This window comes from Acidaminobacter sp. QWL-03 (assembly GCF_058683855.1).
The window spans coordinates 142,368-161,164 of the sequence record NZ_CM178752.1 but is presented as its reverse complement, the minus strand read 5'-3'; the positions used below and the strand labels follow the sequence as shown (position 1 = coordinate 161,164).

Below are 18,797 nucleotides of genomic sequence, written 5' to 3'. Positions count from 1 at the left end.
TCTGTGGCTTGCTGCATGGGTTGAATAGTTATTGCAAATGAGAAATTATTCATTCCCTAAAGGTTAGACTTCGCTCAGCACCGTTTTGCCGTGGGGACAAAGAACTTTCAGTCCGCAGGTCTCACAGGCCGGCTTTCGCGCTTTGCACACCCGGCGGCCGTGTAGGATCAAGCAGTGGTGGAGTTTGGTCCAGTGCTCCCTGGGTATGACTTTCATCAGCTCCTGCTCGGTTTTGTCGACATTCTGGCCTGAGGCCAGCCCCAGCCGTGCTGAAACGCGGAACACGTGGGTGTCCACGGCTATGGCCGGCACACCAAAGGCATTGCTGACCACCACGTTGGCCGTCTTCCTGCCGACGCCCGGCAGTGCCATCAGCTGCTCCAGGGTCTCGGGCACTTTACCGTCAAAGTTCTGGGCTAGCGTTTGGGACATGGCGATGATGTTTTTGGCCTTGGTATGAAACAGCCCGCAGGGGCGGATGATGTCTTCAAGGGTCTCCAGGCTCATGGTTGTCATGGCCTGCGGTGTGTTGGCGCGCTTGAATAGGATGTTGGTCACCTCGTTGACGCGCACGTCCGTACACTGGGCGCTCAAGATGACCGCGACCAGGAGCTCGTAATCTGAATTAAAGGTGAGTTCGGGTGCTGCGTCCGGATAAAGCGCCAGGAGCAGCTCGATCATCTGCGCCTTCTCTTTTTTTGTGGGTTTGGAGACTTTAGTTTTTGCCATGGTTATGCACCTCGATGCTTTATTATAACCATTTTGTAACAGCGTTAAAAGGGTACGTCAATGTTTTTATGTCAATTCACAAAACAAAAGTAAACCTAATTTGAAATTTGGCTTAAATTTTTAAGCCGATTCGACTTGGTGATTCAACTTGGTGACGCGGACAACTTTCACTTTGGTGACGCGGACAAAAACGAAACTGGTGACGCGGACAACTTTGAATCCAGTGCCAGAGCTTCACACAATTTACTACAATTCAAGGTTGTCGGTCGTGAAACCATCGGCATAACCTTCAGCCTCAAGCAAACAGAAGCGGGATCGCCTAGGCAATCCCGCTTCCATTTTTATTCCTTTTCCTCTTCTCGTTGGCGATCCTCTTTCTCAATCGCCAGCGCGCCGCCACGGGCGACCACCGACACGGTATCGCCGTCATTGATTTCTCCAGTAATGAGAGCCCGCGCCAGAGTCGTCTCCAGGCTCCGCTGCAGATAGCGCTTCAGCGGGCGCGCCCCAAAGGCTGGATCATAGCCCTCCTTGAGGATCAGCGCTTTCGCCGTGTCATACAAGTGAATTTTAATCTCACGTTCGGACAGTCGTTTTTCAATGGACGCCAGCAGCAAATCAAGGATCTTGGAAATCTCTTCCCTGACCAATGGCTTGAACAGAACTGTTTCATCCAAACGATTCAGAAACTCCGGCCTGAAAGCATGTTTCAGCTCGCTGAGCACCGCGTTCCTGACCCCCGCCCTCAAATGGCCTTCCGCGTCCACCCCTTCAAGGAGCATTGGAGCGCCAATATTTGACGTCAGAATCAACACGGTATTCTTGAAATCCACCGTGCGGCCCTGGGAGTCGGTAATTCGGCCATCATCCAAGATCTGCAGCAGCACATTGAACACATCCCTGTGAGCCTTTTCCACTTCGTCAAACAGCACCACCGAATATGGCTTGCGTCTCACGGCTTCCGTCAGCTGTCCGCCCTCTTCGTAGCCCACATACCCCGGAGGCGCCCCAATCATGCGCGCCACGGAGTGTTTCTCCATGTACTCCGACATGTCAATCCTGACCATGTTGTCCTCGCTGTCAAACAGCGCCTCAGCCAAGGTCTTGGCCAACTCCGTCTTACCAACGCCGGTCGGTCCGAGGAACAGAAACGATCCAATTGGCCGGTTCGGATCCTTGATCCCAGAGCGAGACCGCAGAATCGCGTCCGCAACCTTCTGCACCGCCTCATCCTGGCCAATAACCCGCCCGTGAAGAATCTCCTCCAGCCTCAGCAGTTTTTCACGCTCGCCTTCCATCATCCGTGCCACAGGGATGCCCGTCCAGCGGGAGACAATTTTCGCGATTTCTTCAGGGGTCACACTCTCCCTCAGCAGCGTATTCTCGCCACGTCCCTCAGATTCCAAAACCGCCTGAGCCAGCGCTTTTTCCAGCGCCGGGATGTCCCCATATTTGAGCTGCGCCGCCCGGTTTAAATCATAATCCCGCTCCGCAGCCTCCGCTTCGTGATGCAGTGCCTCCAGCTGTTCCTTCAGCGCGCTGACCTTGGAAATGGAAGATTTCTCACTCTCCCAAACCGCCATGAGGGATTTCAGCTCATCCCGGCGCTCAGAAATGTCCCGGCGAAGGTTGTCAAGGCGCTTCAGGCTCGCCTCATCCGTCTCCCTGACCAGCGCCGCCTCTTCGATCTCCATGCGCATGATGTCCCGACTGACCTCGTCCAGCTCCGTCGGCATGGACTGGAGCTCTGTCTTGATCAGCGCGCAGGCCTCGTCCACCAGGTCAATGGCCTTGTCCGGCAGGAACCTGTCCGTGATATAGCGGTGTGACAGGATCGCCGCCTGAATCAGGCTGGCGTCGTGAATCGTGACTCCATGATAAATCTCATAACGCTCCTTGAGCCCCCGCAGAATCGAAATGGTCTCCTCCACCGTTGGCTCATCGATCATCACCGGCTGAAAACGTCGTTCCAGCGCTGAATCTTTCTCAATATATTTCCTGTACTCATCCAGTGTTGTGGCGCCAATGCAGCGCAGCTCTCCGCGCGCCAGCAGCGGCTTGAGCATATTGCCGGCGTCCATGGACCCCTCCGTCCGTCCCGCCCCGACAATATTGTGAATCTCATCAATAAACAGGATAATGCCGCCTTCACTTTTGGCTACCTCATCCAGTACCGCCTTGAGCCGCTCTTCAAACTCGCCCCGGTACTTCGCGCCCGCAAGCAGCGCCCCCATGTCCAGGGAATAAACGCGCTTATTCTTCAGGTTTTCAGGCACATCCCCCCGCACAATCCGCTGGGCCAGACCCTCGACCACTGCCGTTTTTCCGACCCCCGGCTCACCGATCATCACCGGATTGTTCTTGGTTTTGCGTGACAAAATCCGAATGGTATGCCGAATTTCCTCTTCACGCCCAATCACCGGATCCAGCTTATTCTCCGTGGCCCGTTTCACCAGGTCCGTACCGTATTTCTCCAGGGCGTCGTAAGTCCCCTCAGGATTATCCGTGGTGACCCTTTGATGCCCCCGCACCGCCTGAAGGTGCTGCAGGAAGCTGTCCCGGCTGACCCCCCGCTGCTCCAGCCGCTGTCTCAGTTCTTTTGGCGCATGGGCAATCAGCCCCAGCATCAGGTGCTCCACACTGACGTAGTGGTCCCCCATAGCCTCCGCCTCTTGGTCCGCCTGGTTCAGCGCCTTGGTCGCTTCGCTCGAGAGCATGGGCTGGCTCCCCCCGCTCACTTTAGGTTTTTTGCCGATGGTCTCCCGTTCCACATTCTGCAGCCCACTCACATCGATCTCCATACGCTTCAATATGGATGGAATGAGACCTTGGGGATCCGCTAAAAGCGCCTCTAAAACATGATCCAGATCCACAGTCGGATTTCCGTTTTCGACACTTTGATTTATGGCGTGCTGTAACGCCCTCATAGCATTTTGCGTGTATTTTTCAGGATTCATTCAAATCACCTCATTTGTATTTAAAGAATTTGAGTTTCTAACGGTTGGTTTTCATTAATTCAAAATAGAGTTTTTCCAGGGACGGCTCAAACCCCGGCCCGCCTTCCTCCCTGCCAAAGTAGAGATTAAGCGACCGGTTGATCCACTTGCAGGTGTTGAGCAGCAGGTCCGCCACCTCTTCGCTGGTGGTTTCCAGCGCGTTGAAGCGGTATTGGCGGATGAACCGGGTGCCGTCGAAGGCCGTCACCGGTGCTCGTCCTTGATCTCTTGGAAGCAGGTTCATTCTATCCCATGCGTCAAGCGGCAGCGCCTCTGGAAGCGGCGAAGTCAGCATTCCGCCTCGCCGGGCCTCGTTGATTTTCAACACTTCCATATTGTCCAGCCGCATGAAAAAGTCCTTAAGCAGCGACAGCAGTGCCGCTGAGGTTGTCCTCGTTGAGATCCTGAGCGTCGCCGTCAGCCACTGCTCTGACATGCTGAACTGAATCTGAAACAGAATTTTGGGTTGATAACGGTAGGTCAGGGCTGTGCGAAATTCAACAGCGTTATCCGCAACATCCTGGAGAACAGACACTGTATGAAGCATGGCCATACGTTCATTCAGCATGCCCACAATTTCTGAAAAACGAATCGATGGGAGATCTATCCCATAATGCCTTGCCAGCAAGTCATCAATGAGCTGGGATCGACTCTTGCCAGTCCGCGCGCATTCTCTGTCCACCTTGGAAACTGTCGCGTTCGACAACACTAAGCTGATGATGCTCTTTGACATGGTCTCACCTGCCTTTCGCTATATCCTCAACTATATTTTGTCACCAAATTATTATTTTGTCAACGATATTATTAATTACAAATACAAATTAAAACAGGTGACGCGGACAAGTTTCGAACCAGTGACGCGGACAGCTTTCAGTTTGGGGACGGTAATATATTTGTAACACTGATCCCATTTTTCGCATTCGATCAAACCACTAAGTTCTAATGCTTATTCAAAAATAAAAAAAAAAACAGACCCAAAGGTCTGTTTGCAATAAACTGCTATGGTTTTGATTCCGCCGTGCCTTCTGTCACTTCAGCTTCAATGCCCATCCAAGGCATTTCTTTAAAATACGGCATCAACTCTGCCAGCGGAACAGAAATGACATTGTACACCGCCGCCTTGTCGTTCTCCAAATAGAAAAAGTTGAGATTATCTTCTTCAAAATAAATGCCAAGCCATGGCCCGAACTCGCTTGAGAAAGTTTCATCCGCGCCCTGAAGAAGCGCTGTAAGCGCCTTCTTCGACACCTCATCATTCAGGAACAAAGTCGATGCATTAATCTCCCTCGACGTTCCCGCAACAAGATTCACTGAAAACATGACATCATAAGTGCTCTTCTCATGAGGTTGAAGCCCTCTGATCACCACCGACAGAATCTCATCATCCATCCGCGTGATCTCATAGTCCAGAGTGACCTGATCCCCATCATCATTCGCCGATACCACATAGCCATTGACCGCTGAATAAATAGCGTCGTTGATCTCATTTTGAAGCTCAAGATCCCCCAGACCTTCTATGACAGGGTATCTCACCTCAGCCTTTTCAGATCGAATCCAGGCTTCCTTCTGTCCATAACTCGCTGCCTGAGACTCCCCTGCCATTCTGGATGCAGGTTCACCACCCGACAAATTTTCCGCACCCGCTGCCATCATACTCTGAACCACTTCGCCTTCAGCTGCCGTTTCAGCCTGATCCGCTGTGTACTGAGCCGCCTCTTCCGCCAATATACCCACGGTCGAACCTTCTGCTGAGCCTTCCGGCGCCTTCTTTGCTTCATTATTTTGAGCGGTGCATCCCCCAAGGAAAACGACCGCTGATAGAATCATCCCAAGCACTTGCATTATTTTTTTCGTTCGCAACCAAACACCTCCCTTACTCCAACATAATACCTCAAAAGGATTAAGAAAAGATTAAAGGAATGAAAGTAATTCAAATTTTGTTTCACTTCATTTGGAAAAGGGGTGCCGGAAAGCAGAGGAAGGGGGAATAGGCACTAGCCGCTGCTGCCAACTTATTCCAACAAAAGGAAAGCCGATGGCGCACCCGCGTCATCAGCCTTCCCACCTTTTCAACGGGCTATGCCCTCGTCAACTGATCAAACTCTTCCACCAACTCACCAAACAGTTCCAGGGCCTGATCCACCGGCGCTCCGGAAGCCATGTCCGCCCCCGCGCGCTTCAAAATCTCTATTGGATACGCGCTGCGGCCAGCACCCAAAAACTCCAGGTAACGCTCCGCCGCCCCCGGCTCCTTGTCCAGGATCGCCTTCGACAGTGCGATCGCCGCCGAGAAGCCCGTGGCGTACTGGAAGACGTAAAAGTTGTAGTAGAAATGCGGGATCCGCGCCCACTCAATGGCAATCTCGTCATCGATCACCACGTCCGGTCCGTAATATTTTTCATTCAGGCTGCGGTAGAGAGCCTTCAGACCATCGGCAGTTATTGCGCCGCCTGCCTCCACCGCCCCATGGATCTCCCGCTCAAACTCCGCGAACATGGCCTGCCGGAACACCGTGGTCCGGAACTGGTCCAGGTAGTGGTTCAGCAGGTGCAGCCGCTCCGCCTTGTCCTTCACGCGCTTCAGGAGATAGTCGTTGAGGAGCGCCTCGTTCGTGGTCGACGCCACCTCCGCCAGGAAAATGCTGTAGTGCCCATAAAGATACGGCTGCCGATGGTGAGTCATATAACTATGCATCGAGTGCCCCATCTCGTGGGTGAGCGTAAACACGCTGTCGAGGGTCCCCTGGTAATTCAGCAGAATATACGGCTTCGAGTCATAAGTCCCCCATGAGTAGGCGCCGCCGCGCTTGCCGGCATTCTCATAGACGTCTATCCAGCCCTCATCAAAGGCCGACCGAACCGTCTCCACATATTCTGCGCCAAGTGGCTCCAGGCTTTCAACCACCTGCACCTTGGCCTCTGAGTAATCCATCTTCTTCGTCACCGAAGGAATCAGCGGTACATAGAGGTCATACATATGCATTTCCTCAAGTCCCAGGATCCTTTTCCTAACCGAAATATACTGGTGAAGCTTTGGCAGATTGCGGTGAATCGCCTCTATCAGCTGGTCATACACCTTCACCGGCACATGATTTTCAAAGAGCGCCGCCTCTCTGGCACTCTTAAAGTTGCGGGCCTTGGCGAAAAACTGGTTCTTCTTGACCTCCGCTTGAATCAGGCTCGCCATGGTGAAAATGTGATCCTGATAGCACTGGTAGTAGGCCTTGAAGGTATTTTGACGAAGGGTGCGGTCCTGGCTCTCCATAGTCGGAATGAAATTGCCGTGAGTGAGCTGAATCTTATTCCCCTCAGCGTCTTCCACCACCGGAAACTTCATGTCCGCTGCGTTCAGCATTTCAAACACGGTGCTCGGCGCAGAAGCCAGATCCCCCGCCATGGCGAGGAGCGCTTCTTCTTTTTCCGAAAGCGTATGGGCTTTAAACCTTAAAATGTTGTCCAGGTATTGCTTATACTCCGCCAGCGGACCAGCGCCCATGTACAGGCTCATGATGGCTTTATCAATCGCCATAATCTCAGGCACCAAAAACGCCCCCGCTTCCTGGGCAGCCACGGACAGGGATTCCATCCTGGACACCAAGGCCTGGTGCTCGCCAATCCGGGTGTCTTCATCCAGCTGCATCTTCGCGAAGGTATATAAATTGGAGATCCTTCTGGACAGCGCCAGTTCCGCGTCAATAGCGCCTCTGAGGGTATCCGCGGATTTCCCGGTCTTGCCCTTAAATGCAGCAAGGGCTTCTATCAGCTCACGCGTCCCTGCAAATTCCTGCTCCCAGGCTTCCACATCCGGGTACATTTCCCGTATGGCCCACCGGTGCTCCGCCGGGATGTCTTGTCGCTGCGACAATGTGTTCACAATCTTTCGTCTCCTTCCAATTCCAGCCCGTCTGAGGTTTGCCCACAGCGACTGGCTTGAAAATTTTTCTGTATGTTAGTGTATACCTTGCAAAAGGACCTGCGAAACAAAATGATGCCAATTTTTGAGACTTTCTTAAGTTTCGAGTGGTATAGTAAAAATAGATTTTCATCTTTTGAGAACGAAAGGATCCGGTGAGATCATGAGACAAAGACTATTTGACCTATTGGGGCGACTCGGACTGTCAAGCCGAGTGCACTCATTCAGACAATTCACTTTTTCCAGCCGGTCAGGCAGCCGTCTGCTGTCCAGCCTTTTGATCCTTCTGATTCTAAGTACCTCAGCGCTGCTGGGGGCCTGTACAGCGACGCCCCCTGAGGAGGTTGAGACGCCGGCACCGGAACCATCGGCAGAAGAAGCCCTTGAAGAGGCGCTTTATAGCCTGATGGCCGAAGACGCAGAGCTCGACGTGGTCACGGCGGCCTGGCTGAAGGCCCTAGAGGCCACCGAGGACGAGCAGGTCAAGGACCGCATCACCTCCCGCTGGTTTGATCACGCCAAATACCAGACCAGCGTGCTGTCGCGGGCGCTGTACAGCGAAGACGGCGACACAGAGAGCCCTCTCTTCGACGTCTACAACACCCTGTTCGAGCGGCAGTGGGACGCCGCCAAGATCAAAGACATTGAGGATCCCGCGCTGCGCAGGTACTTCGAGGTCCTGGACCAGAGCTATATGCGCATGGTCGAGTACGGCGAATATGTGGGGCCGGGCTTTGATTTTGACCGCCTTTCAAAGCTCAGTGCTTTAGCCGATGGTTTCAAAACCTACTTCAGCCTCTCCGCATCCTATTACGGCTTTCTTTCTGAGTCCTACCAAACGGGCCTACTGCCGTACAATGCCTTCGTCGATTACACGCTGAAGGTGGAGGAAGCCCTTAAGTCGTCGACCTCGCCTTACCAGACTGTCTACCTCGAGCCGCTGCTGAGATGGTCCTACGGTATGCTGTTTTCCGGCACCATGGGAAGCGGTCCCTTCAACTATGAGACCAACACGCTGAATCCGGAGTTTAAGGATTTGCTTGTTGGTGTGATGGATCGTGCGCCAGACAGCGGCCTTGCAGCACTCGCCTCTTTGGTGACAGGCCTTCCGGAAGGCACTGACGCCTCAGAGTACGCCTATGTCGACGCAGTGCAGAACTTCAGGCGCTTTGGGTTTGCTTCCCCAAAAGGCATAAAAGCCATTTACAATTACAAGCACCCAACGTTCTACGAATCCCGTCCTGAGCTGTATGGCTTTGAAGACATGGCGGTCATGAGCACCATGGAAGGCAATTTGAATTTGATTATGGAGCAGCTCAAGGAAAAGGTCGCATGGGGTCAGAATCCCAAGGCGTCCTACAACCTGGGATTCTATCTCGAGTTCGCCAACGACCGGTGGGCCAGTTTTCAGCTGGCGGCGTCCTCCTTTGATCCGGAGACCGAGGTCAACGTCAACTTTAATGAAGCCGCGGTGTTCGATCTGACCACAGGCAAGAGAGTGACTCTGAACGAGTTTCTCGGGGATCCCAGCGGCGCGGCTGCAGACAAGCTTGAAGTCATCCTCATTGAGCAGGCCAAGCAATACATGGATCTGGCCTCCACCGTTCAAGTGGACATGAGCCAGCGCTTCAGCCTGGGAGAGGATTATATCCTGGCCACGCTGCCGCCAAAAACGCTGTCCGAAGCACAGGTCTATGATATGTTTGTAGATGTTCGGTATGGGCTGGCCTTTCCTGAAGTGGACGTCCGGTCGAGACTGCTGCCTTAGATAGGTGCCTAATATGACTTCGAAGAAAATAACCCCGCAAGGAGGCAACAACATGTCTGCTGCCAGGAAAACCATCACTGTTCAAGTTGGCTGCCGTACGGAATGGCGCGCCCTTGAGAACGCTCTAGATGTCATGGCACCCCTTGTTCCAGAAGCACTTGGCCCGTTCTCACAATATCACAGCATGACCCTGGAGGGCGTCGACCTCATTCTGTTTCAGGGCGGACCCTCCAAAACCGTGGCCGGCGCGGCTTGCCAGCATGCCCTGTCGGCCCACAGCCCTGACCTTCATGTTATGCTGGGGACTTGCGGCGGTGTCAGCGGGAAGCCTGCAATTGGCGGCCTTTTGTATGCAGATCGGGCGGCGCAGTATGATTGTATCGACCGCCTCTGTGACACCAATGATTTTTTCTACGAGGCCTATGATGTCCACATTGACAACCACTGGATCAGAGAGGTGTTGGAACCTTTGGGGTTGGTGAGTGGAACAGTTGCCACGGCGGATCAGGATATTGATTTTGCCGTCAGAAAGACCTTAATGGCGCATCATGCCGATGTCGCCGACTGGGAATCCGCCGCCGTCGCGCTGGTCTGCCATCACAATCACGTGCCTGTCCTGATTTTGAGAGGCGTTTCGGATATTCCTGAGGAAGATTTGTCCCAAGTGGATCAAGCCGAAAGCTTCATCAATAGGACGCCAGAGATTATGGCGGCTTTTGCCGGCTTGCTTCCGGTTATTGCAAAGCAGCTCACCCTGCGTCAACCCCAGCGCAATACCAGAATTCCGATGTATGCGAGACCTTTCGAGTTGTTGTGATAAGGATAAAGGTGCCAGTGGCTTCAGCCGCAGGCACCTTTTATATTTTGGAAGTCGGTGTCTGACACCGACTTCCGTCTTAAAACAGGACGGGATGCGCCGCATCCCCACCAAGGCCTTGGAAGATTTCCGTGCCCTCCACCGCCTCGTAATCCACCTCACAGGCCATCTCCATAACCTCAGGATACTGGATGCCAAAGTCAAATCTGGCGTATTTCCCATTTTCACTGTACATGTAAAACGAACGGTATTGTCCTGACTTTTCACCACTGAGTGTAATTGGGGCATGCACGGTGTGAAAGGCTTGTAGCAGAGTGCCATCGGATTTCAGGATCATCAGGGCGTCACCTTTAGTCGTGGTGAAATTGGCACCGTACAGCCACACAAGGGTTTCGGGGTTTCCATCCTCATTGAGGTCGACCTTGACATGCTGGTAATAGTTTTCTCCCAGCGATGCCTCAATGGCGAAGACTTGGATGGCCATATCTTCAATGACCTGGCTGGGTTTAGTTTCTGGTTTAAGTTCTAAAGGTACGGGGGCCGATGAAGCTTCCACTTCGGCTGATCCTGAAGCCGCCTCAACGGTAACTTCGGTCACCCCTTTCTCTGCCACCCCACTTTGACCGCAGCCAAAAAGAATCAGCCCGATGGTGACGACCAGCACAAGCAGTAAAAGGAGGCGGTGTTGGGGGTTGGGTGACCATCGGCTAAAACTGGTTTTTGGATTTTTTTCTTGAAAGTCCTTGTGGTATGGAATCAAAGCCAGGTTCTCCTTTTAAAGTAACGAATCATATAGACGGTGAGGGCGATGGTAATCAGCCAAAACACCGGATAGGCATAAGGCATCTTCAGTTCGGGCATAAACTCAAAGTTCATTCCGTAGACCCCGGTCAAAAACGTGAGCGGGATAAAAATTGTCGCAAAGACGGTCAGGGTGGCCATTATTTCATTGAGCCGATTGTCGTTCATGGTCAGCATAATTTCGATCAAGCTGGTGATCCCTTCGCGAAAATAAAGGGCGTAGTCCTCGAGGCTCCTCAGGTGCTCATAGAGCTCGCGCATATAGACCGACTGGGATTCCTGACGGTCCATCATCCGGTTTTCGAGGGCGTCGTGGAGGTTGTTGGCCGCATTTCTGACGGTGAACAGCGTCTTCCTGAAGTAGTGCAGGTCGCTGAGGCGGTCAGTCATGCGACTTGTCAAAATCATTTCCTCGAGGAGCTCGTAGCGCGCTTCCATCTCCATCATGACATGATAATACTCATCAATGATGCTGTCCAGCAATAAATAGACGAAGTATTCCGGGTCCATGGTTTCATCCGCTTCGCGGTAACGCTTGAGCACGTGGTTCACCAAGGCATCCGCGTTGTCCGTCATGGTCAGGATGGCTTCCTTGGTTTGAATCAACGTCAGCTGGCCGGTGGAGAGATGCATTTTGGCTTTTTTTAGCCGTTCAGCCAAGTCAGTCTCATCTACGGGCTCATCCACACCACTGAACTTAGGCTCATCCAGCATCAGCACCCGGGCAATGATCCCCTCGCTCTGGTGGTCAAAGAAGTACTGAGAATGCTGGCCACTCTCGACCTTGTCAAGCAGGACATCCAACTGCAGCCCCAGCTGGGCCGCGATGGACGACCAATCATGCTCCGATATCTGACCTCGAACATCGATCCAGTTGACATCATCCAGTGGCGCGTCCTCCGGGAGCAGGCGCCACTGGCCATTATGGTAGCCTCTGTAATAGACCTCACCTTGATGCTCGCTTTCGTTGATAAAGCTGCGGTTGAGTTTTTCCATGGTCATCCCTCATTTCAGGGTTATTTTCTTATAGGTGAGCAAGCACTCCGACGCGAAAGCTGCGCAGGGCGAAGCAACAACTTTGGGCGAAGCTTTTCAGACGCTTCAGTAGGCGCCCCAGTATCTGTACCCTTCCAGGTTCTTGATAAGCCCCCCGTTGTCCCCGCGGAACCAGTACAGAACCTCACCTTCCGCGCCGCGCCAATAAAGCGCGAGCTCCGGTGTTGAACCAAAATCCGCCAGCCACCCGACTATGAAATTCTCAGGGTGGACTTCGCCGCCGTCATCTACTCGCCAGCTGTAGAGATCCAGCTCCTTGACGTAATTCGCAGGAAAATAAGCATACCAGAGAGCGTCCTCTGGATCCCGCAGCACCAGCGTCAGCAAGGCCTGATCCGCTTGTGGTTCGAACTGAGCCAGATAAATCCCGGCGCCATTTTCTGCGTCATACAGATGCCAGAAGTGCTTCATGACCATCTTTTTTTCAGCTTCAATCTTTTTTAGAAGTGCCTGGTCCGCACTTGGCATTCCCACTTTAGTCAACTTGTGGAAGGTTCTGTTGGCCACAAAGGGTGCCGTCATCAGGGTGACGCTGTCATTTTCCGGAATCTTACCGTTAGCTAGCCTATAAACCGCGCCGTAGCGCTGCTTGAAGTTGGAGGAGATATCCATGACGGTGTCGTTGGGACCCGGCGGTTGAATGCCCTCGTACTTGATCTCCGTCACTGCGCCACCCGGCAGCGTCAGGCTCGTGTACGCCTCGGGACTCAGGGTTTTCGGATCGCTCAGCATCAAAGCAAAAATCCCCTGCTCGTCGCCATATCCAAATTGAGGGTTGTCTTTAGGATCATGGATCAGCTGAGCTTCCGGCACTTCAGCAACTCCTTCCGCCGATGGTTCCTCAACCACCACCGGCGGCAAAGGCTCAACCGGTTCAGCAGGCGTCTCAGGTTTTTGACAGCCCGTCACCGTCATGGCCAGAGCGATCAGCAAAATTAGAAGTGTTGGTATCAGTGGACTTGAGGTTCGTCTCTTGACGTGGCGACTGTTATTATATTTTGTCGACTGGGCGGAATTTTTTTGAACTTCCATGGGCTCGCCTCCTTATTTTTGCGGTGATTCATTTCTGCTTGTCGAAGGTCAGAATCTGCTAATAATCACTTAGCACCATTATACGCTGAGTTTGAGGCTGTGACAAATCTACTGAGATGGAAAACGGTTTTTGAAAAAAAGGTCAAAAAATCTTAAAGCATTTGAAAATACCCGTTGACAGATCCTGTGATCTTGGTAAAATAAGTTTTAGGCAGACTTGGGGGTATAACTCAGCGGGAGAGTGTCACGCTGGCAGCGTGAAAGTCAGGGGTTCAAATCCCCTTACCTCCACCACATCTGTAAACACCTATTGATAAAGACCATTTATCAGCAGGTGTTTTTATTTTGCCCTCAAACCTTTGAAACAAGCGACCTGCGGGGTTTCTCGCAAGAACGCTTGTTTCACAATTTTTGCACTATAATGCCATATATGGTATATAACGCCTATTTTAGTGTAATTTACATATACTTAAATCGTTGAACATTTGAGCATAAGGGTGCATTCTCCGATGAATCGTTGAACATTAGGACCAATCGTTGAACAATTGAATTGAGGCCACTTTCAGCCAATTGATACTTTTCTTGAAATTGTAATTGGTGGATATTTTACTCGAAATATGATTTGTATCCTAACCATTTTCGATTCCATTATTTTACACAAAATATTAGCCTATACTTCATTTAAAATTAGCCTCACCAACTTAGAAGAAGAAATGTACTATTTTTGGGGCTTGGCTTGGTGGGTCTTTTTATAGTGTTTGATTTATATATCACAAATATTTTACTAGTTTGACATTATTATCATGGTGTTATGTTAACTTTTGGGTATAAATACAGCATAATGAATTGTCATTTGTTGTTAGAAAAAGTCATTTTTAATCGTACATTTTACTAATTTTGCGGCTAAGAAGGCACATCAAACATATGCATACCGGGGGATGATTATGTTTATCATAAAATACATTGATGTATGGATCTGGTAAAGCGAACCGACAAATGAATTTATACTGGAGGAGTATATATGTTCAAAAGGATCATTGCATTAGCGATGAGTGTTATTATCGTTTTAGCGTTGGGTCCTGTGTTTGCTGAAAAAGGAAACGTAACCAAAGAAGTATGGGATCTATCTGGTCTTAGTTTTGAATGGATAGTTGAAAATCCTAATAATGATGGTTTAAATGAGAGTCATAACATACTGATAAAACTATCTGAAGAAAATCCGGCACATTACATATTAACCTATAATATTGATTATAACGATGAAGATGGCTATTCTATGGGCGGCAGGTATTTCAAAGCAGATATTCCAAAAGGAAAAATTGATCTGAAAAACAAAACGGGAGACATCCTTGATTTCTCAGCTGAGTTGACTGGGATCACCTCAATTGAAGATGGTGACTATGATGGAGAATTTGAGGTCGTCGAAGAGACCAAGGACTTTGATATTCATGCAGTCATTGGAGATAAGACAAGTACAATGATGGAACAACATATGAAGGAGTCAGACATCAAAGTCAATTCAAAAATTAGAGGCAACCATTGGTCGGTACTTATTTCGGGTAATATTGATGGGAATGAAATTGAGAATATCGAAGGCAGCCTTTCAAAATTAATATGGTATACAACAACTATCGGCCAGGTAATTACTGAACCGGAACCTGAGCCTGAATTAAAAACTCAATCTCAAAAATCAAGTGTTATGAACACACAAAAGGGTAAACCTGAAATAGTTGAAGGTAGGATATTCCAGATGGTTGCCGCTTCAGGCGGTGAAGTGGAATATGAAGAGGGTGATATATCCGGATGGTATTCATACAGTTGGTACTTTGACATTTCATATGACAACTCAAATGACAAGTACCTAATCAGTATCAGTCAAAGCGACCATATGTTCAATGAAGTTTCAAGATTATTCACTTCTGAGATTCCAGCGTCTAAAATTGATATTCCATTGAGTTTATCCGGACCGGTAGTCCTTGATCTTGAAATAGAAGGAGATCTCACTGTGACAACTACGATTTGGCCTGTAGATCCAGATGAATCAGATATAGTACAGAATAAAGATTTTTTTGAGGATGTTACCTTGGATATTTATTTGGTTCTTGATTTGATAGAATCCGGTTCTGGAACTTTTGTGATGAAAGGATCAAATGTAGAATCGAAAATTATTCAGAAAGGGAGCAGCATGTTGTTTAAAGGGATACCAAGCGGGACTGTAAGCAGGATGCCTGGACTCGAATCTAGAGAAGACATAGGTACTGGGTACTTTGCAGAAGTAACGATTGGTGAATATAGGACTAGAACAAAAGGTGAAGCGATGGGATTCTAAGTTGTATAGTTGGTGATAGACTGATAAATTTCAGATCATATTGAGATTAGGAGAAACTGTTTTATAATTGATATGCTGATCATAAAATTATAAACAAAGGTTGGAAAGGTGTAGCTTATCGAAAGTATTAGCGGTTTGACTAGCAGGATTAGATAATGTGGAGACCCACTCAAGCTTTGGATGATATTGATCATTTTGGCTGGGAGGGTCTCTTTTTTATTGATCCGACTAATCTATCCTGAGTGGTTTTTTTCATACTATATTTTGTCGATTTTCTAATATTTCCCTCTTCATCTTTTATAACATTGCTTCTCTCTGCTCTAATGGCAGCGACTTTATCAAACACTTCTTTTGGGATGATCACTGGATTATTGCTTGTTGCTAAGTATCGCGCTTTCTCTCCACGATTGGTCTTGCGTTTAGTATTCAGAAAGCCTTCATTGAAGGTTTTCATAACCATCACATCACCCGTATATTTTTCATTCTGAAGTATGTTTTCAAGCGTCCTTTTACTCCAGTCTTCGCGACCAGTAGGCGATTTGATCTCTCTTGATTTAAGTTCTTTTTGTATGCCAACGACACTATAGCCTAAACTGTAAAGATCGTAAATCAATTTGACGACCTCAGCCTCTTCTTCATTTATGACTAACTCACCTTTTTCATTCTGATCATAGCCATAGCACTTTCGATTGAACATCTTTGAATTGCCGGATTCTACACCCTTTAGAATACCCCACCTAATATTTTCACGTCTTGACTTGTTCTCTTCTTCCGCTATAGCTTCCATGACTTCAATAACAAAGGTGTTCTTTCCATCCTTCGCGTATATATCGTCGTTTTGGAAGTAGATTTCTATACCTTGTGCGCGCAGTTTATTGATCGCATCAAGTGTTTCAACAGTATTGCGTCCAAACCGGCTGATGCTTTTGGTGATAATCATATCAAACTTATCTTTTGTGCTGTCTTCCATCATCTGCTGAAAAGCAACGCGTTCGGAAGTGTTCGAGCCGGATCTGATATCAATGTAGAAATCCACTAATACGTGACCCATCATACGATAAACTTCTTGAGTAAAAAATGATATCTGATTGGTCAAACTATGTAACTGCTCAACTGAATTAGAGCTGACACGGCAATAGATCACTACTCGAAGGGTCTTTAGTGGAAAGGGTTGAGATAGAAATACACGATTCACTTTCGGATTTGTTTCCATACCCAAGACTCCTTAAATTTCAAACCGGGAATAGCCTAATCAAAGCACCATTTCTGATAGAAGTACCACATGCAGTCGAAAACACTCATTATATAAATCCAATAATTTGATTGAATTTGCTTATCAAATGCATGAGGCAAATTAATGAGACATTTTATCAAAATAGTTTTCCTGAATTTGTTTTTTGTATTTCTTCGGAGAAATTCCAAATTCATTATGGAACGATCTTACAAATCCTGAATGATCGTTAAATCCGCAAAGCTCGCATATCTCATTAATGGAATACTCCTGGATCAACAAGTCACGTGCGTACATTAGCCTTTTCTGCTGTATATATCTACGAATCGTAAACCCAGTACTTTTTTTAAACATTCTCAATAAATGGTATTTGCTAATATAAAACCTGGATGCCAGATCATCTAGTGAAATTTTATTGTTCAAATTCGAATTGATGTAACTCAAGACCTCATTTATCTTACGATTACTTGAAATATCAATCGATGAATCACTGAGTGAATTATTTAAATACAAAGTATTCAAAGTCACCATCAATTCCATAAATATCGCACTCTTGAGCAAATCATTTCCATAATCTTCAGATAGCATAGCTTTTTCTAAATTTACTATGAGATTGAGAATTAAAGTCATCAATTTGCTGCTGACTCTTAGTATGTTATTTCTATTCTCATCAGAAGTATCAAAGCATTTTTCTAGGTTTGTCTTCTCCGAGCTAATATTTCTCAATAAATAAGGATTAATCCAAACGACAATTCTCTCGTATGATTGATTTTCTTCTGGCATCGGATAATGTACTTCATTGTTACTAATGAATAGAATATCCCCTGATTTCAAAGCGTATGTTATACCTTCAACAATAAATTTCGCATCACCTTTGAGAAGTATATATATTTCATGGAATACATGACAGTTCCGCTGCCCAGAAGATCTACTTTCACCAGACTTCCTATGAATTTCAAAGTCGCTTGTTAGCATCATCTGACGAGAATACTGCACTTGATATTTCTCCATATAAGTTACACCTCCTCGCTTCCCAGTTGATAACATTTGATTTTTACAGATATACAATTAATGCATCAAACACATAGCAATTTGTGCATATTTTATAGCAATATGAAACAATTTATTTTATGAAACTTGAAGTATCATAATATCATGATCTGCTTTTCAAAATGCTATACTAAGGAGACTAAACAAATGCTTATAGAAAAAATCAAAATAAAAATGATGTCTGCATTCGAAACGACTATACCATCAGAGATTGATCATGCTCTAAACGTTTTAGATAACGCCGAATTAATAATGGCTGGCGAAAAAATTAGCGGTAGAACGCGCGAGTTGATATCCGTCACTGCTTTACTTCATGACATTGGTATGATAAATGCAAAATTGAAATATGGATCCACATCGGGTCCTTATCAAGAAAAAGAAGGTCCCTCGTCCGCAAAAATTCTTTTGGAAGATGAGAATTTAGATGAAACGGAAATAGAAAGGATATGTTATATTATCGGGCATCATCATACATTCTCAAAAGTGCATGGTACTGACTTCATAATTTTATGGGAAGCAGATATGCTTGAAGCGTTAAAAAAGATGATTGGAAAAAATAACAAAGATAACATGAAAGCAGCAATCCAAAAGAACTTTCAAACTAAATCCGGCATTAGACTAGCTGAAAAAATACTATTAGATCGTATGTTTTAGAATTGATGCAGCAAGTGTTTAATTTTCAAAATATTCCATGTCAAAACGCAGATCAACCAATAATAGCCTACTCAAAACGGTCAAAAACCAAAAAACACTCTATACCAATAAAATACACCGGTTCTCAGAGCCCAAACATTAATTTTAATTATTTTCTCAGAGTCAGCCCCCAATTATTTAAGTAGATTCTTAGAATCAGTTTAATTGAAAATCGGCCCAAATTAGCCTTGTCTGCTCACATCCATAAACACCTATTGATAATGAGCATTTATCAGTAGGTGTTTTTATTTTGCCCTCAAACCTTTGAAACAAGCGGCCTGCGGGGATTCTCGCAAGAACGCTTGTTTCACAATTTTTGCACTATATTTCCATTTTAATCATTTTAACCCTTTTGTAGTGTATTTTACTTAAACTTAAATCG

General features: G+C 47.7%; 14 protein-coding genes and 1 tRNA gene. 5 read left to right on the top strand and 10 right to left on the bottom strand.

Annotation, left to right across the window (positions count from 1 at the left end; all coding sequences use genetic code 11):
• Positions 1 to 63 precede the first annotated feature (63 nt).
• The 5 genes from nth to pepF form a co-directional block, all read right to left on the bottom strand.
• On the bottom strand, positions 64 to 729 hold the full coding sequence (gene nth, locus AC4PHM_RS00665; RefSeq protein WP_492018978.1) for an endonuclease III: 666 nt from the start codon (positions 727 to 729) through the stop codon (positions 64 to 66).
• 341 nt (positions 730 to 1,070) lie between these two features.
• Positions 1,071 to 3,686 carry an ATP-dependent chaperone ClpB gene (gene clpB, locus AC4PHM_RS00660; RefSeq protein ID WP_492018977.1) on the bottom strand — a complete coding sequence of 872 codons (2,616 nt, stop codon included), beginning with the start codon at positions 3,684 to 3,686 and terminating at the stop codon, positions 1,071 to 1,073.
• Positions 3,687 to 3,723: 37 nt separating this feature from the next.
• On the bottom strand, positions 3,724 to 4,458 hold the full coding sequence (locus tag AC4PHM_RS00655; protein WP_492018976.1) for a hypothetical protein: 735 nt from the start codon (positions 4,456 to 4,458) through the stop codon (positions 3,724 to 3,726).
• Positions 4,459 to 4,724: 266 nt separating this feature from the next.
• Positions 4,725 to 5,585 (bottom strand): polysaccharide deacetylase family protein, encoded by an 861-nt coding sequence (locus tag AC4PHM_RS00650; RefSeq protein ID WP_492018975.1) that lies wholly within the window; start codon positions 5,583 to 5,585, stop codon positions 4,725 to 4,727.
• 217 nt (positions 5,586 to 5,802) lie between these two features.
• Complete coding sequence (gene pepF, locus AC4PHM_RS00645) at positions 5,803 to 7,599, bottom strand: oligoendopeptidase F (RefSeq protein ID WP_492018974.1); 1,797 nt, start codon at positions 7,597 to 7,599, stop codon at positions 5,803 to 5,805.
• A 202-nt stretch (positions 7,600 to 7,801) separates the two neighbouring features.
• On the opposite strand from pepF, the gene AC4PHM_RS00640 reads away from it, so the two are divergent.
• Both AC4PHM_RS00640 and AC4PHM_RS00635 read left to right on the top strand, forming a co-directional pair.
• Entirely contained in the window at positions 7,802 to 9,406 is a 1,605-nt protein-coding gene (locus AC4PHM_RS00640; RefSeq protein ID WP_492018973.1) for a hypothetical protein, read from the top strand.
• 52 nt (positions 9,407 to 9,458) lie between these two features.
• On the top strand, positions 9,459 to 10,223 hold the full coding sequence (locus AC4PHM_RS00635; protein ID WP_492018972.1) for a 5'-methylthioadenosine/S-adenosylhomocysteine nucleosidase family protein: 765 nt from the start codon (positions 9,459 to 9,461) through the stop codon (positions 10,221 to 10,223).
• A gap of 79 nt (positions 10,224 to 10,302) precedes the next feature.
• Here the strand turns inward: AC4PHM_RS00635 and AC4PHM_RS00630 are convergent, their stop codons facing one another.
• From AC4PHM_RS00630 to AC4PHM_RS00620, 3 genes are all read right to left on the bottom strand, one after another.
• A complete protein-coding gene (locus AC4PHM_RS00630; protein WP_492018971.1) occupies positions 10,303 to 10,983 on the bottom strand; it encodes a hypothetical protein in 681 nt (226 codons plus the stop codon).
• Positions 10,980 to 12,020 (bottom strand): CorA family divalent cation transporter, encoded by a 1,041-nt coding sequence (locus tag AC4PHM_RS00625; RefSeq protein WP_492018970.1) that lies wholly within the window; start codon positions 12,018 to 12,020, stop codon positions 10,980 to 10,982. Before AC4PHM_RS00625 ends, AC4PHM_RS00630 begins: the two co-directional genes overlap by 4 nt.
• Before the next feature lie 105 nt (positions 12,021 to 12,125).
• Positions 12,126 to 13,112 carry a hypothetical protein gene (locus tag AC4PHM_RS00620; protein ID WP_492018969.1) on the bottom strand — a complete coding sequence of 329 codons (987 nt, stop codon included), beginning with the start codon at positions 13,110 to 13,112 and terminating at the stop codon, positions 12,126 to 12,128.
• A gap of 219 nt (positions 13,113 to 13,331) precedes the next feature.
• Between AC4PHM_RS00620 and AC4PHM_RS00615 the strand changes: the two genes are divergently transcribed.
• Together AC4PHM_RS00615 and AC4PHM_RS00610 are read left to right on the top strand one after the other, a co-directional pair.
• Positions 13,332 to 13,406 (top strand) — tRNA-Ala (locus tag AC4PHM_RS00615).
• Positions 13,407 to 14,133: 727 nt separating this feature from the next.
• A complete protein-coding gene (locus AC4PHM_RS00610) occupies positions 14,134 to 15,441 on the top strand; it encodes a hypothetical protein (RefSeq protein WP_492018968.1) in 1,308 nt (435 codons plus the stop codon).
• Between the two features lie 190 nt (positions 15,442 to 15,631).
• On the opposite strand, the gene AC4PHM_RS00605 is transcribed toward AC4PHM_RS00610, so the two are convergent.
• Both AC4PHM_RS00605 and AC4PHM_RS00600 read right to left on the bottom strand, forming a co-directional pair.
• Positions 15,632 to 16,654: a recombinase family protein gene (locus tag AC4PHM_RS00605; protein WP_492018967.1), complete on the bottom strand. Its 1,023-nt coding sequence runs from the start codon at positions 16,652 to 16,654 to the stop codon at positions 15,632 to 15,634.
• Positions 16,655 to 16,795: 141 nt separating this feature from the next.
• The gene (locus AC4PHM_RS00600; protein ID WP_492018966.1) at positions 16,796 to 17,683 is read right to left on the bottom strand and encodes an AraC family transcriptional regulator; all 888 of its coding nucleotides are present in this window, start codon (positions 17,681 to 17,683) and stop codon (positions 16,796 to 16,798) included.
• Positions 17,684 to 17,869: 186 nt separating this feature from the next.
• Between AC4PHM_RS00600 and AC4PHM_RS00595 the strand changes: the two genes are divergently transcribed.
• A complete protein-coding gene (locus AC4PHM_RS00595; RefSeq protein WP_492018965.1) occupies positions 17,870 to 18,376 on the top strand; it encodes an HD domain-containing protein in 507 nt (168 codons plus the stop codon).
• Positions 18,377 to 18,797: the final 421 nt, after the last annotated feature.

Bases quoted from the DNA above. Each gene is read 5' to 3' on its own strand.
- AC4PHM_RS00610 (WP_492018968.1), top strand. From the start codon at position 14,134: ATGTTCAAAAGGATCATTGCATTAGCGATGAGTGTTATTATCGTTTTA.
- AC4PHM_RS00600 (WP_492018966.1), bottom strand. From the start codon at position 17,683: ATGGAGAAATATCAAGTGCAGTATTCTCGTCAGATGATGCTAACAAGC.
- AC4PHM_RS00620 (WP_492018969.1), bottom strand. From the start codon at position 13,112: ATGGAAGTTCAAAAAAATTCCGCCCAGTCGACAAAATATAATAACAGT.
- AC4PHM_RS00605 (WP_492018967.1), bottom strand. From the start codon at position 16,654: ATGGAAACAAATCCGAAAGTGAATCGTGTATTTCTATCTCAACCCTTT.
- nth (WP_492018978.1), bottom strand. From the start codon at position 729: ATGGCAAAAACTAAAGTCTCCAAACCCACAAAAAAAGAGAAGGCGCAG.
- AC4PHM_RS00625 (WP_492018970.1), bottom strand. From the start codon at position 12,020: ATGGAAAAACTCAACCGCAGCTTTATCAACGAAAGCGAGCATCAAGGT.
- AC4PHM_RS00595 (WP_492018965.1), top strand. From the start codon at position 17,870: ATGCTTATAGAAAAAATCAAAATAAAAATGATGTCTGCATTCGAAACG.
- AC4PHM_RS00655 (WP_492018976.1), bottom strand. From the start codon at position 4,458: ATGTCAAAGAGCATCATCAGCTTAGTGTTGTCGAACGCGACAGTTTCC.
- AC4PHM_RS00635 (WP_492018972.1), top strand. From the start codon at position 9,459: ATGTCTGCTGCCAGGAAAACCATCACTGTTCAAGTTGGCTGCCGTACG.
- clpB (WP_492018977.1), bottom strand. From the start codon at position 3,686: ATGAATCCTGAAAAATACACGCAAAATGCTATGAGGGCGTTACAGCAC.
- AC4PHM_RS00640 (WP_492018973.1), top strand. From the start codon at position 7,802: ATGAGACAAAGACTATTTGACCTATTGGGGCGACTCGGACTGTCAAGC.